The sequence below is a fragment of the Burkholderia sp. WP42 genome (assembly GCF_000745665.1).
In the GTDB taxonomy this organism is placed as follows: domain Bacteria; phylum Pseudomonadota; class Gammaproteobacteria; order Burkholderiales; family Burkholderiaceae; genus Burkholderia; species Burkholderia vietnamiensis.
Genome location: NZ_JQJT01000010.1, coordinates 160,182 through 173,236, shown reverse-complemented (window position 1 = coordinate 173,236; position 13,055 = coordinate 160,182). Strand labels below are relative to the sequence as shown.

The following is a 13,055-nucleotide window of genomic DNA, read 5'->3' as shown; positions in this document are numbered from 1 at the left end:
AATCGGGGTTCACCCCTCCGATCACCGACTAAAGTTAAAGAGGGTGAAATCGGATCAACGCGTCATTTTTCTCGGGTAAGTTCGCCGGACGGTAACGCACGGTTTTCGAAGTACGCAGGTAGTTCGTCGACGTTCAATCGCAACGCCACGTTTTCGGGAGAAGAAGAAATGGATGCTTCCAGCTTCATCACGTCGCTGCAGACCACGCTGGGCGGCTACCTGCCCAAGATAGCCGGCGCGATCGGCCTGTTGCTGATCGGCTGGCTGATCGCCGTGGCCGTGCGGGCCGGCGCGCTCCGGCTGCTGAACGCGCTGAACGTCGACCGGCGGATCAGCGAAAGCACCGGTCAGGGCGCGTGCGTCGAGCGGATCATCGCCGCCGGGCTGTTCTGGCTCGTGCTGCTCGTCACCGCGGTCGGCATCTTCAACGTGCTCAATCTGTACGCGGTGTCCAATCCGTTCTCGCTGCTCGTCACGCACATCGTCGACTACCTGCCGAACCTGATCGGCGGCGCGGCGCTGACGCTGATCGCGTGGCTCATCGCGTCGCTGCTGCGCAGCCTCGCGAACCGCGCGCTGAAGGCGAGCAAGGTCGACACCGCGCTGGCCGAAAGCGCGGGCATGCAGCCGATGAGCGGCTATCTCGGCGACGTGCTGTTCTGGCTCGTCATCCTGATGTTCCTGCCCGCGATTCTCGGGTCGTTCGCGTTGTCCGGCCTGCTGGCGCCGGTGCAGGGAATGGTCGACAAGCTGCTCGCGATCGTGCCGAACCTGTTCGCGGCGGCGATAATCGGCTTCGTCGGCTGGATCGTCGCGCGCGTGCTGCGCGGCCTCGTGACGAACCTGCTGGTCGCGGCCGGCGCCGACCGCCTCACCGCGCGCCTCGACAGCCCGACGCCGGTGCGCGTGTCGAGCCTGATCGGCACGATCGTCTACGTGTTCGTGTTCGTGCCGACGCTGATCTCCGCGCTCGATGCGCTGAAGATCGAGGCGATCTCGATCCCCGCGACCAACATGCTGAACCAGTTCCTCGGCGCGGTGCCCGACATCGTCGCGGCGATCGTGATCGTGGTGGTAACGTTCTATTTCGCGCGCTTCGTCGCGTCGCTCACGCAGAAGCTGCTGGAAGCCGCCGGCGCCGACGGGCTGCCGGCCGTGCTCGGCGTCGAGCGCGTGTTCTCCGGGATGCTGCAGCCGTCGGTGCTCGTCGCACGGCTGATCGTGTTCTTCGCGATGCTGTTCGCGGCGGTCGAGGCGGCCAACCGGCTCGGCTTCACGCAGGTGCGCGACGTCGTCACGCTGTTCATCGAATTCGGTGGTCACGTGCTGATGGGCGGCGTGATCCTCGTGATCGGCGTGTGGCTCGCCGGGCTTGCACGGCGCGTGATCGAGCAGGCCGACCGTGAGCACAGCGTATTGTTCGCACGGATCGCGCAGTTCGCGATCCTCGGCCTCGTGTTCGCGATGGGGCTGCGCGCGATGGGCATCGCCAACGAGATCGTGCAGCTCGCGTTCGGGCTCGTGCTCGGCGCGATCGCGGTGGCGGTCGCGCTGTCGTTCGGTCTCGGCGGCCGCGAAGCGGCCGGCAAGCTGCTCGACCGCTGGTTCAACCAGCGCGGCGGCGGTCAGTAACGCCGCCCCGGGGCGTCCGCGCCGCGTGAGTCACCCACGCCGCGCGGACTACCAACGCCGCGCGAGCCACCCCCACCGCGCAAGGCGTCCACACCGCCCGAGCCACCACACCCCGCTCCGGCGCGCTCCGCGCGCGCCCAGCGCGCCTGCATGACGGCCCGCACCACGCGCCCGGCGTTTCCGTCAGCGAAACGTCAGCCGCCATCTTTGCCGAATTTCGATAACACGTCGTTTTATGACTCTCTAGCATCGATTCTCAGTCGCGCGGGCAGGCAGGCCGGCGCCCTTCAGGAGAATCCGATGAAAGCAGAGTCGAATGGCCGGCCCGCAGCCGGCGTCAAGTCGTCCGGCCAGCCCGCGCTGCAGCAAACGCTCGGCACCTGGCAACTGTGGGGCATCGCGGTCGGCCTCGTGATCTCCGGCGAGTACTTCGGCTGGAGCTACGGCTGGGCGAGCGCCGGCACGCTGGGCTTCGTCATCACCGCGCTGTTCGTCGCGGCGATGTACACCACCTTCATCTTCAGCTTCACCGAGCTGACCACGTCGATCCCGCACGCGGGCGGCCCGTTCGCGTATGCGCGCCGCGCGTTCGGCCCGACCGGCGGCTATCTCGCCGGCGCCGCGACGCTCGTCGAATTCGTGTTCGCGCCGCCCGCCATCGCGCTGGCGATCGGCGCATACCTGCACGTGCAGTTTCCGGGGCTCGAGCCGAAGCACGCGGCGATGGGCGCGTATCTGGTGTTCATGGCGCTGAACATCGTCGGCGTGCAGATCGCCGCGACGTTCGAGCTGGTCGTCACGCTGTTCGCGATCTTCGAGCTGCTGGTGTTCATGGGCGTCGTGTCGCCGGGCTTCGCGTGGAGCAACTTCATGAAGGGCGGCTGGGCCGGCGCCGATCACTTCAGCATGGGCGCGTTCCACGGCATGTTCGCGGCGATTCCGTTCGCGATCTGGTTCTTCCTCGCGATCGAAGGTGTCGCGATGGCCGCCGAGGAAGCGAAGAACCCGAAGCGCTCGATCCCGATCGCCTACGTGGCCGGCATCCTGACGCTCGTGGTCCTCGCGATCGGCGTGATGGTGTTCGCCGGCGGCGCGGGCGACTGGACCAAGCTCGCGAACATCAACGATCCGCTGCCGCAGGCGATGAAGTACATCGTCGGCGCGAACAGCGGCTGGATGCACATGCTGGTGTGGCTCGGGCTGTTCGGGCTGGTCGCGTCGTTCCACGGGATCATTCTCGGCTATTCGCGCCAGATCTTCGCGCTGGCCCGCGAAGGCTATCTGCCCGAATGGCTCGGCAAGGTGCATCCGCGCTTCAAGACCCCGCATCGCGCGATCCTCGCGGGCGGCGTGGTCGGGATCGCCGCGATCTACAGCGACGAGCTGATCCAGTTCGGCGGCCAGACGCTCACCGCGAACATCGTGACGATGTCGGTGTTCGGCGCGATCGTGATGTATATCGTCAGCATGGCGGCGCTGTTCAAGCTGCGCCGCTCGCAGCCGAACATGGCGCGGCCGTTCCGTGCGCCGATGTACCCGTTGTTCCCGGCGTTCGCGATCGTGGCGGCCCTCGTGTGCCTCGGAACCATGGTCTACTTCAACGGGCTGGTGGCGATGGTGTTCATCGCGTTCCTGGCGGTCGGCTACGCTTACTTCATCGCGACCCGGTCGCAGCGCGCGAGCGCGCCGGCCGACGTGCTGCTCGAGGAATGACGTTGGCACGCCCGAACGGCGGCGCATGACGGCCTGCGGCGCGCCCGATGGAACGGGCGCGCCGTCGGCGTTCGGCAGGCGGAAGAGGTGGGAAGGAAGGCAGGGAAAGCAGGGCAGCAAGGCAAGCCGTGCAGGCGGTGCACGCACGGCGAGCCCGGCAAACCCGGCAGGCAGCGCAAGCACTGGCAAGGAGATTCGAACGATGTCCTATACGGAGACGATCGGCCCGCGCACGTACCGGTTCGCGGACCTGAAAACGCTGCTCGCGAAGGCGAGCCCGCTGCGCTCGGGCGACCAGCTCGCCGGCGTCGCGGCGGCGAGCGAGGAAGAGCGCGTGGCCGCGAAGATCGCGCTCGCGAGCGTGCCGCTGAAGGCGTTCCTGAACGAGGCGGTGATCCCGTACGAACAGGACGAAGTCACGCGCCTGATCGTCGACGATCACGACGCGCAGGCCTTCGCGGAAATCTCGCATCTGACCGTCGGCGATTTCCGCAACTGGCTGCTGTCGCCGGCGGCCGACGGCGCCGCGCTCGAACGCATCGCAGCGGGGCTCACGCCGGAGATGGTCGCGGCCGTGTCGAAGCTGATGCGCAATCAGGATCTGATCGCGGCGGCGAGAAAGCGCCGCGTCGTCACGCGCTTTCGCAACACGGTCGGGCTGCCCGGCCGGATGTCGGTGCGGCTGCAGCCGAATCATCCGACCGACGACGTGAAGGGCATCGCCGCGTCGATGCTCGACGGGCTGATGTACGGCTGCGGCGACGCGATGATCGGCATCAACCCCGCAACCGACAGCCTCGCGGCGATCGTCAAGCTGCTCGCGATGATCGACGGCTTCCGCGAGCGCTACGGCGTGCCGACGCAGTCTTGCGTGCTCACGCACGTGACCAACACGATCGCGGCGATCGACAAGGGCGCGCCGGTCGACCTCGTGTTCCAGTCGATCGCGGGCACCGAGAAGGCGAACGCGAGCTTCGGGATCTCGCTCGCGCTGCTCGGCGAGGCGCGCGCCGCCGCGTTGTCGCTCGCGCGCGGCACCGTCGGCAACAACGTGATGTACTTCGAGACGGGCCAGGGCAGCGCGCTGTCGGCGAACGCGCATTTCGGCGTCGACCAGCAGACCTGCGAAGTGCGCGCGTATGCGGTCGCGCGCAAGTTCGATCCGTTCCTGGTGAACACGGTGGTCGGCTTCATCGGCCCGGAATACCTGTACGACGGCAAGCAGATCATCCGCGCGGGCCTCGAGGATCACTTCTGCGGCAAGCTGCTCGGCGTGCCGATGGGCTGCGACATCTGCTACACGAACCACGCGGAAGCCGACCAGGACGACATGGACACGCTGCTGACGCTGCTCGGCGCGGCCGGCATCAACTTCATCATGGGGATTCCCGGCGCGGACGACGTGATGCTGAACTACCAGAGCACGTCGTTTCACGATCAGTTGTACGTGCGCGAGGTGCTCGGCCTGCGCCGCGCGCCGGAGTTCGAGGAGTGGCTCGAGACGATGGAGATCGCCGACGCGCACGGCGCGCTGCGCGCGGCGAACGCACGCGTGCCGCTGCTCGCGGGCGCGAACGACTGGATGGGGATTTCCGCATGAGCGACGCCGTCGAGAAGAATCCGTGGGCGCAGCTGAAGGCGTTCACGAACGCGCGAATCGCGCTCGGCCGCGCGGGCAGCAGCCTGCCGACCGCGCCGCTGCTCGCGTTCAACCTGTCGCATGCGCAGGCGCGCGACGCCGTGCATCAGCCGCTCGATTCTGAGGCGCTGCGTCGCGAGCTCGACACGGCCGGCTTCGCGACGCTCGGCGTGCAGAGCGCCGCAGTCGATCGCCAGCATTACCTGCGCCGTCCCGATCTCGGCCGCAAGCTGTCGGACGACGGACGCGCGCTGCTGGCCGGCTACGGTGCGATGCTCGACGATGCGCCCGATGTGGTGTTCGTGGTCGGCGACGGGCTGTCCGCGTTCGCGGCCGCGAAGCAGGCGCTGCCGCTGCTGCAGGCCGTGTGCCCGCGGCTGCACGCGGACGGCTGGCGGCTCGGCCCGGTGGTGGTGGCGACGCAGGCGCGCGTCGCGCTCGGCGACGAGATCGGCGAGCTGCTGCGCGCGCGGGCCGTCGCGATGCTGATCGGCGAGCGGCCGGGGCTCAGCTCGCCGGACAGCCTCGGCGTGTACCTGACGTGGGCGCCGAAGGTCGGCTGCCACGACGCGCAGCGCAACTGCATCTCGAACGTGCGGCCCGAAGGCCTGCCGCATGCGGCGGCGGCGCACAAGCTGCACTACCTGATGACCGAGGCGCGCCGGCTGCGGCTCACGGGGGTCGGGCTCAAGGACGACAGCGACGCGCTGTTGCCGCCGCAACAGGCCGAGCGGATCGGCGCCGCGTGACGGTGAGCCGTCGATGGCGCGCGGCGCGGCGGCCGATGCGGGCGCGCGGTTCGGCTACCTGAACAGCCGCTCGCACAGGAAGTCGACGAACACGCGCAGCTTCGGCGACAGCTGCCGGCTCGACGGCCACACGATCGAGAACTGTCCCGGTGCGATCCGGTAGTCGTCGAGCACGGTGACGAGCGTGCCGGCGTCGAGCGCGTCGCGCGCGAGGAAGTCGGGCATGTAGCCGATGCCGAGGCCGGCCATCACCGCGCCGCGCAGCGCTTCCATGTTGTTGCAGGTCATCGCGGTGCGCAGCTTCAGCGGTGTGCCGTCGTCGGCCGCCAGCGCCCAGTCCTGTAGCTTGCCGGTGGTCGGAAAGCAGTAGCGCACGCAATCGTGCGTGTCGAGATCGTGCGGTACGCGCGGCGTGCCGGCCCGCGCGAGATACGCGGGCGTGGCGCACAGCACGAACGCGAACGGGCCGAGCCGCCGCGACATCAGGCTCGAATCCGACAGCGGGCCGCTGCGGATCACCGCGTCGAAGCCGCCTTCGACGACGTCGACCATCCGGTCGTTGAAATCCAGGTCGAGCTCCACTTCCGGATAACGCTCGCGGAACGCCGGCAGCACCGGCAGCAGGAACCGGTAGCCGATCACGGGCAGGCTCACGCGCAGCCTGCCGCGCGGGCGCTGCGCGGACGCCGTGACGGTCGCTTCCGCGTCGCGAAGATCTTCCAGGATGCGCTGGCAGCGCTCGTAGAAATGGCGCCCTTCGTCGGTCAGCGTGACGCGCCGCGTCGTGCGGTTGAACAGGCGTACGCCGAGCGACTGCTCGAGCCGCGCGATCGTCTTGCCGACGGCCGACGCCGAAATGCCCAGCGCGCGGCCGGCCGCGACGAAGCTCAGCGCTTCGGCGGCGCGGACGAACGCGGCGATGCCATTGAGGTTTTCCATCGAGGTCGAGCGAGCTGCGGTTGATCGTGAATTGCGGAATTCTATTCCGATATATGCGGAGCATTGCACGGTTTTTCGCAGATTCAATCCGATTTATCTTCGATCGCTATCGACGCGCATCCGCGCGGTCATTTCGAGGAGCGATGATGGATCACCCGTTTTCAGCCGGTTCGACCGGCGCGGCACACCGGCGCGCGTGGGTGCTGGCGGCCGTGTGCATGGCGGCCGTCGCGTTGCCGCTGTCGTTTTCGGGCGGCGCGGTCGCGACGCCGGCGATCGGCCGCGACCTGCATGGTGGCCCCGTCGCGATGAACTGGATCACCAACGCGTTCATGCTCGCGTTCGGCAGCTGCCTGATGGCGGCGGGCGCGCTGGCCGACCAGTTCGGCCGCAAGCGCGTGTTCGCGATCGGCGTCGGCGGCTTCACGCTGATGTCGGTCGCGCTCGCGTTCGCGCCGTCGATGCTCGCGATCGACCTGCTGCGCGCCGCGCAGGGGCTCGCGGCGGCCGCGGCGCTCGCGGGCGGCACGGCCGCGCTCGCGCAGGAGTTCGACGGCGCGGCCCGCACGCGCGCGTTCAGCCTGCTCGGCACCACGTTCGGCGTCGGCCTCGCGTTCGGGCCGGTGCTCGCGGGCTGGCTGATCGCGCATCACGGCTGGCGCGCGATCTTCGTCACCGGCGCGGCGGCGGGCGTCCTGTCGCTGGCGCTCGGGCTGCCGCGCATGCACGAGTCGCGCGATCCGCATGCGACGGGGCTCGACTGGCCCGGCACCGTCGCGTTCACCGGCGCGCTGACGCTGTTCACGTTCGGCGTGATCGAGGCGCCCGCGCGCGGCTGGACGGACCCGCTCGTCGTCGTGCTGCTGGCCGGCGCGGCGCTCGGCGCGTGCGCGTTCGTCGCGATCGAGACGCGCGTCGCGCGGCCGATGCTCGACCTGTCGCTGTTCCGGATTCCGCGCTTCGTCGGCGTGCAGGTGCTGCCGGTGTCGACCTGCTGCTGCTACATCGTGCTGCTGGTCGTGCTGCCGCTGCGCTTCATCGGCATCGACGGCTTCAGCGAAATCGACGCAGGCTGGCTGATGCTCGCGATCTCCGCGCCGATGCTCATCGTGCCGCTGGTCGCGGCGACGCTCACGCGCTGGCTGTCGGCCGGCGTGATCTCGGGGCTCGGTCTGCTGCTCGCGGCGGCCGGCCTGGTGTGGCTCGATGTGGCGCTGCGCGGCGGCGCCGGGCCGGCCGCGATTGGGCCGATGCTCGCGATCGGCATCGGCGCGGGGATGCCGTGGGGGTTGATGGACGGGCTGTCGGTCAGCGTCGTGCCGAAGGAGCGCGCGGGGATGGCGACGGGGATCTTCAGCACGACGCGCGTGGCGGGCGAGGGCATCGCGCTCGCGATCGCCGGCGCGGTGCTGGCGACGCTTGCGCACGCCGATCTGCGGCGCGTGCCGGCGGGCGGCGCGTCCGGCGCATCCGATGCGGCGCTGCGCGCGGCCGCGCGGCTCGCGACCGGCGATCTCGCCGGCGCGGCGGCCGTGTTGCCGGGCGTCGATCGCGCGACGCTGTTGGCGAGTTATTTGCACGCGTTCGACCGGTTGCTGCTCGCGCTCGCGGTGGTGACGGTGCTGTGCGCGGGTGTGGTGTTCGCGTTTCTCGGCGCGCGGCCGGCGCCGGATGCGACGACGGGCGCCGACGACGGCAGCCGCGCGCGTGGCGATGCGGCGGCGCGGCGTGCGGCGCGCAACGCCGCGTAGTCCTACCGATCCGAAGACACGACGCCCGCCCCACGCCGCGTCACGCCAGCACCAGCGGTGGCAGCCGCGCATCCGCGCGTGCCTGCGCGCGCTCCACCGCGACGACCACGTAGCGCCGCGCATCGGGCCACAGCTGCGCGTGGCTTCCGGCATCTTCGTCGACGGTCGCGCGCCCCTGCACGAGCCACGTCGTCTGCCGCACGAAATCGACGAACAGCAACGCGATCGACGGGTTCACGAGCTGGTTGCCGATCGTGTTGAACAGGTTGTTGCCCGCGAAGTCGGGCAGCACCAGCGTCCTGCGATCGGCCACATGGACCAGCGGCGCGAACGAGCCGTCGGCGCGCGGCTGACGGCCGCGATACGAGCAATCGGCGTCGCCGGCCGCGTTCGCGGTCGCGACGATCAGGAACGCCTGTTCCTGGATGAAGGCGACGGCATCGTCGCTGAGAGGGGCCGCATCGGTCATGGTTCGGTGGTCGCGTCTGGGCGTACGAAACACCGAGCCGTACGCAAGCCACATGCCACGCGCCGACTGTTACACACCGATGCGGCGGCGCGGCTGCGCTGTGGAAAATCCGAACACCCGCGCCGCGGCTGTGCCATCGCATTGTTCAGAATCGACACACTCGCGCGATGCGTGCAACGACTGCGCGCGGCGGACGGCCGCACGCATCGCTCCGGTTTGCTTGTCGGCCCGCTTTGGCACGCATGTTGCGTAATCCGTGCAGCGCGATCCAACCGGCGCTGCATTCACACAAGCACGATGAACAGGAGACATGTATGAACCCGTTTGACCTGAAACAACTGGGCCTCGACGTCGAATATCCGTATCGTCAGCAGTACGACAACTACATCGGCGGCAAGTGGGTTCCGCCGGTGAAGGGCGACTATTTCGAGAACGTGTCGCCGATCAACGGCAAGCCGTTCTGCCGCGTGCCGCGCTCGGGCGCGGAGGACATCGAGGCCGCACTCGATGCCGCACACGCCGCGCGCCGCAAGTGGGCCAAGACGTCCGTCACCGAGCGTGCGAACCTGCTGCTCGCCGCCGCCGACCGGATGGAGAAGAACCTGAAGCTGCTGGCCGTGGCCGAGACGATCGACAACGGCAAGCCGCTGCGTGAGACGATGGCCGCCGACCTGCCGCTCGCGGTCGACCACTTCCGCTACTTCGCCGGCTGCATCCGCGCGCAGGAAGGCGGCATTTCCGAGATCGACGACAACACCGTCGCATACCACTTCCACGAGCCGCTCGGCGTGGTCGGCCAGATCATCCCGTGGAACTTCCCGCTGCTGATGGCCGCCTGGAAGCTCGCGCCGGCACTCGCGGCCGGCTGCTGCGTGGTGATGAAGCCCGCCGAGCAGACGCCTGCATCGGTGCTGGTGCTGATGGAGCTGATCGGCGACCTGTTCCCGGCCGGCACGATCAACATCGTCAACGGCTTCGGCAAGGAAGCCGGTGAGGCGCTCGCGACCAGCAAGCGCATCGCGAAGATCGCGTTCACCGGTTCGACGCCGGTCGGCAAGCACATCCTGCGCGCCGCCGCCGAGAGCCTGATTCCGTCGACCGTCGAACTGGGCGGCAAGAGCCCGAACATCTTCTTCGCCGACGTGCTCGACCAGGACGACGCGTTCCTCGACAAGACGCTCGAAGGCCTCGCGATGTTCGCGCTGAACCAGGGCGAAGTGTGCACGTGCCCGTCGCGGATCCTGATCCAGGAATCGATCTACGAGCGCTTCATCGAGAAGGCGGTCGCGCGTGTCGAGCGCATCAAGGCCGGCCATCCGCTCGACCTGCAGACGATGATCGGCGCGCAGGCGTCGCAGCAGCAGCTCGACAAGATCCTGTCGTACATCGACATCGGCCGCGGCGAAGGCGCGCAATGCCTGACGGGCGGCGAACGCACGGCGCCGGCAGCCGATCTCGGCGCGGGCTACTACGTGAAGCCGACGATGCTGCTCGGCAACAACAAGATGCGCGTGTTCCAGGAAGAGATCTTCGGGCCGGTCGCGTCGGTGATGACGTTCAAGGACGAGCAGGAAGCGATCGAACTCGCGAACGACACGTTCTTCGGGCTCGGCGCGGGCGTGTGGACGCGCAACGGCACGCGTGCATACCGGATGGGCCGCGAGATCGAGGCCGGCCGCGTGTGGACCAACTGCTATCACCTGTATCCCGCGCATGCGGCGTTCGGCGGCTACAAGCAGTCGGGCATCGGTCGCGAGACGCACAAGATGGCGCTGTCCAACTATCAGCAGACGAAGTGCCTGCTGGTCAGCTACCAGGCCGAGGCGCTCGGGTTCTTCTGATCGCTGGGGCAGGGGTGAAGCGCCGGGGCGGGACCGTGCCGCACGTGGTGTCGTGCGGCATGTGAGCGCCGTGCGGCGGTGTCTGCTGGTCCGGGTACCGGTCGAGGCGTTCGGGTTGTTCCGATCGCCGCGGCAGCGGTGAGGTGCCGGGGCTGGACCACGCCGCACGCGACGTCGCGCGGCGCGCAAGGGCCGTGCGGCGCTGGCCGGCCGTGCAGTCTGCGGCCAGCAAGCCGCCGTGGCGCACGCTGCATGCGCCGCCGGCCGTCGTGTCCGGTGCTTCATCGTCTGCTGATTGTTCCGCTTCTCGCGGTTCGGGGTTCGCGTTCGATACGCGACGTCGGCCGCATATCGCCGCAGCGTCCGAGCGCGACGGCAACGACGCCGCCGAGCGCCCGAGCGCGAGCGGCCCGTACCGCATAACGACGCGCCTACCGGAGCCCGCATGGCCGAACCGCCGCGTTCCTTTCCACATCACCCTGTGTTCCACGCGGGCGAACTCGATGCACATCAACGCTTCGGCGTGGCCGACGATGCCGAACGGATGAGCGAGGTCGTCACGACGCGCCTGAGCATCGGCGTGCGCCAGTTCGTCGAGACGCAGCCGTTCATGTTCGTCGGCGCGACGTCCGACGGCGCGGCGACCTGCGATATCGTGCAGAGCCAGCGCGACGCGAACGGCGATCTGCTGCCCGTCGTGCGCGTGGTCGACACGAAAACGCTGCGCTTCGTGCTGCCGCTCCATGACGACGGCAACCGGATTGCCATGCGCGCGGACGAGGCGGTCGGCATCGGGCTGCTGTTCATCGATTTGGTGCGCGGCATCCGTTACCGGATCAACGGCCGCGCGACGTTGCGCACCGACCTCGGCGGCGCCGACGCGGCGCCTTGGGCCGCCGGCAGCCCGATCGTCGAGCTGGCGATCCAGCAGGCGTACGGCAATTGCGGCACGCGCGTCGTGCGCTTGCGGCCGGGCACGTAGCCGGCCGCCGAGGGGCATCGATGGCCGCCGCCGCGCATCGCGCACCCGCCCGGTGCGCGGCGCGCCGCCTACGGGTGCGCCCGTGTTGCGCGCGCCAGCCGCGCGCCGGCCGTGCGCCGCGCAATGACGGGCTTCTCGCCCGATCGCGCGGTTCGGCACGGGACTTGCGTGACGCACGCGCGCCTGGGCAGCAGAGGAGAACACGATGGAACGACGAGTGGAGTGCGCGGCCGAGCCGACGGCCGAGAACACGCGCTGCAGCGCGCAGGGCGACGACGCGCTCGCCGGCCAGGCGGTCGTCAGCGTCGCGCACGACGCCGACGAACAGGCGCGCAACCTGATCGGCTGGCGGCAAACCTACGACCAGCTCGCGGCCGGCCGCTTCGTCGGCACGCTGACCGAGCTGCCGCTCGACACGATGAAGCTCTTTCGCGAGTCGACCAGCCATCTGCTGCGCCAGGCCTGCGAGGTGCGCGGCGACGCATACTGGTTCGGCATCCCGCTCGCGAACGATGGCAACGCGCGGGTCGACGCGTGCCGCATCGGGCCCGGTGCGCTCGCGTTTCGGCCGGGCAACGTCGAATTCGAATTGCTGACGCCCGCGCAGTTTTCGATCTACGGCGTGGTCGTGCGCGGCGACGTGCTGCGCCGTTACGCGGAGGAAGTCGAACACCGCGCGCTCGACGAGCGGCTGTTCGCGCAGCGCGTGATCCAGGTCGGCGACGCGCGGCTCGCGCGGCTGTGTGCACTGCTCGGCCAGCGGCTCGACGGTGCGGCTGCCGCAGGCGGGCCGCTGGCCGATGCGCAGCGCGACGACCTGCAGGCCGGCGTGCTGGCCGCGCTGTTCGACGCGTGCGCGCAGCCGGCCGACGATGGCGTCGGCAGTGCGCCGTCGACGCGGCGCTGGATCGTCGAGCAGGCGCGCGAGTACGTGCTCGCTCACCGTACTCGTCCCGTCGGCGTGCCGGAGCTGTGCGAGCAGCTGCACGTGAGCCGGCGCACGCTGCAGTATTGCTTCCAGGATGTGCTCGGGATGGCGCCCGCCACCTATCTGCGCACGCTGCGGCTCAACGGCGCGCGGCGCGACCTGTGCGGGCGCGCGGCCGGTTCGGTGCAGGACGTCGCGGCCGCGTGGGGCTTCTGGCACCTGAGCCAGTTCGCGACCGACTACCGGCGGATGTTCGGCAAGCGCCCGTCGGAGACGCTGCGCGATCGTGCCGCAATGGTGACGGCCGGTTGACCGGGCGACGCGGGATGCGGCGGCGCGCTTGGGCGTCGGCGTGACCGCCGCGCTCGTAGCGTGCGCGCTCTGGGGCTGTCGTTCCCGCCGTACCTCCAGC

The 13,055-nt window shown here is 69.4% G+C and carries 10 protein-coding genes; 8 read left to right on the top strand and 2 right to left on the bottom strand.

The annotated features are described in order from the left end of the window. Window positions 1-168 precede the first annotated feature (168 nt). The 4 genes from EX20_RS06150 to eutC all read left to right on the top strand — a co-directional run bounded on the left by EX20_RS06150 (window position 169) and on the right by eutC (window position 5,733). Window positions 169-1,632, top strand: a complete 1,464-nt coding sequence (locus EX20_RS06150) for a mechanosensitive ion channel (protein WP_034192979.1) — start codon at window positions 169-171, stop codon at window positions 1,630-1,632. A 300-nt stretch (window positions 1,633-1,932) separates the two neighbouring features. Then, window positions 1,933-3,345 (top strand): ethanolamine permease, encoded by a 1,413-nt coding sequence (gene eat, locus EX20_RS06145; RefSeq protein WP_011882835.1) that lies wholly within the window; start codon window positions 1,933-1,935, stop codon window positions 3,343-3,345. A gap of 202 nt (window positions 3,346-3,547) precedes the next feature. After that, window positions 3,548-4,945 carry an ethanolamine ammonia-lyase subunit EutB gene (locus EX20_RS06140; RefSeq protein ID WP_034192978.1) on the top strand — a complete coding sequence of 466 codons (1,398 nt, stop codon included), beginning with the start codon at window positions 3,548-3,550 and terminating at the stop codon, window positions 4,943-4,945. Beyond that, complete coding sequence (gene eutC, locus EX20_RS06135) at window positions 4,942-5,733, top strand: ethanolamine ammonia-lyase subunit EutC (protein ID WP_011882837.1); 792 nt, start codon at window positions 4,942-4,944, stop codon at window positions 5,731-5,733. Before EX20_RS06140 ends, eutC begins: the two co-directional genes overlap by 4 nt. A 54-nt stretch (window positions 5,734-5,787) precedes the next feature. Here eutC and EX20_RS06130 read toward each other — a convergent pair whose 3' ends face one another. Continuing rightward, window positions 5,788-6,672 (bottom strand): LysR family transcriptional regulator, encoded by an 885-nt coding sequence (locus EX20_RS06130; RefSeq protein WP_014722193.1) that lies wholly within the window; start codon window positions 6,670-6,672, stop codon window positions 5,788-5,790. A gap of 146 nt (window positions 6,673-6,818) precedes the next feature. Between EX20_RS06130 and EX20_RS06125 the strand changes: the two genes are divergently transcribed. Continuing rightward, window positions 6,819-8,423: an MFS transporter gene (locus EX20_RS06125; protein WP_011882839.1), complete on the top strand. Its 1,605-nt coding sequence runs from the start codon at window positions 6,819-6,821 to the stop codon at window positions 8,421-8,423. A 40-nt stretch (window positions 8,424-8,463) separates the two neighbouring features. Here EX20_RS06125 and EX20_RS06120 read toward each other — a convergent pair whose 3' ends face one another. After that, entirely contained in the window at window positions 8,464-8,892 is a 429-nt protein-coding gene (locus EX20_RS06120) for a pyridoxamine 5'-phosphate oxidase family protein (protein ID WP_034192977.1), read from the bottom strand. A gap of 314 nt (window positions 8,893-9,206) precedes the next feature. Here EX20_RS06120 and EX20_RS06115 point away from each other — a divergent pair, with 314 nt between their 5' ends. The 3 genes from EX20_RS06115 (at window position 9,207) to EX20_RS06105 (ending at window position 12,955) form a co-directional block, all read left to right on the top strand. Then, complete coding sequence (locus tag EX20_RS06115; protein WP_011882841.1) at window positions 9,207-10,733, top strand: acetaldehyde dehydrogenase ExaC; 1,527 nt, start codon at window positions 9,207-9,209, stop codon at window positions 10,731-10,733. A 445-nt stretch (window positions 10,734-11,178) separates the two neighbouring features. Further along, window positions 11,179-11,715 carry a hypothetical protein gene (locus EX20_RS06110; RefSeq protein WP_034192976.1) on the top strand — a complete coding sequence of 179 codons (537 nt, stop codon included), beginning with the start codon at window positions 11,179-11,181 and terminating at the stop codon, window positions 11,713-11,715. A gap of 205 nt (window positions 11,716-11,920) precedes the next feature. Further along, window positions 11,921-12,955, top strand: a complete 1,035-nt coding sequence (locus EX20_RS06105) for a helix-turn-helix domain-containing protein (RefSeq protein ID WP_034192975.1) — start codon at window positions 11,921-11,923, stop codon at window positions 12,953-12,955. Window positions 12,956-13,055 lie beyond the last annotated feature (100 nt).

Bases quoted from the DNA above. Each gene is read 5' to 3' on its own strand.
- EX20_RS06150 (WP_034192979.1), top strand. From the start codon at position 169: ATGGATGCTTCCAGCTTCATCACGTCGCTGCAGACCACGCTGGGCGGC.
- EX20_RS06115 (WP_011882841.1), top strand. From the start codon at position 9,207: ATGAACCCGTTTGACCTGAAACAACTGGGCCTCGACGTCGAATATCCG.
- EX20_RS06130 (WP_014722193.1), bottom strand. From the start codon at position 6,672: ATGGAAAACCTCAATGGCATCGCCGCGTTCGTCCGCGCCGCCGAAGCG.
- EX20_RS06120 (WP_034192977.1), bottom strand. From the start codon at position 8,892: ATGACCGATGCGGCCCCTCTCAGCGACGATGCCGTCGCCTTCATCCAG.
- eat (WP_011882835.1), top strand. From the start codon at position 1,933: ATGAAAGCAGAGTCGAATGGCCGGCCCGCAGCCGGCGTCAAGTCGTCC.
- EX20_RS06125 (WP_011882839.1), top strand. From the start codon at position 6,819: ATGGATCACCCGTTTTCAGCCGGTTCGACCGGCGCGGCACACCGGCGC.
- EX20_RS06140 (WP_034192978.1), top strand. From the start codon at position 3,548: ATGTCCTATACGGAGACGATCGGCCCGCGCACGTACCGGTTCGCGGAC.
- eutC (WP_011882837.1), top strand. From the start codon at position 4,942: ATGAGCGACGCCGTCGAGAAGAATCCGTGGGCGCAGCTGAAGGCGTTC.
- EX20_RS06110 (WP_034192976.1), top strand. From the start codon at position 11,179: ATGGCCGAACCGCCGCGTTCCTTTCCACATCACCCTGTGTTCCACGCG.
- EX20_RS06105 (WP_034192975.1), top strand. From the start codon at position 11,921: ATGGAACGACGAGTGGAGTGCGCGGCCGAGCCGACGGCCGAGAACACG.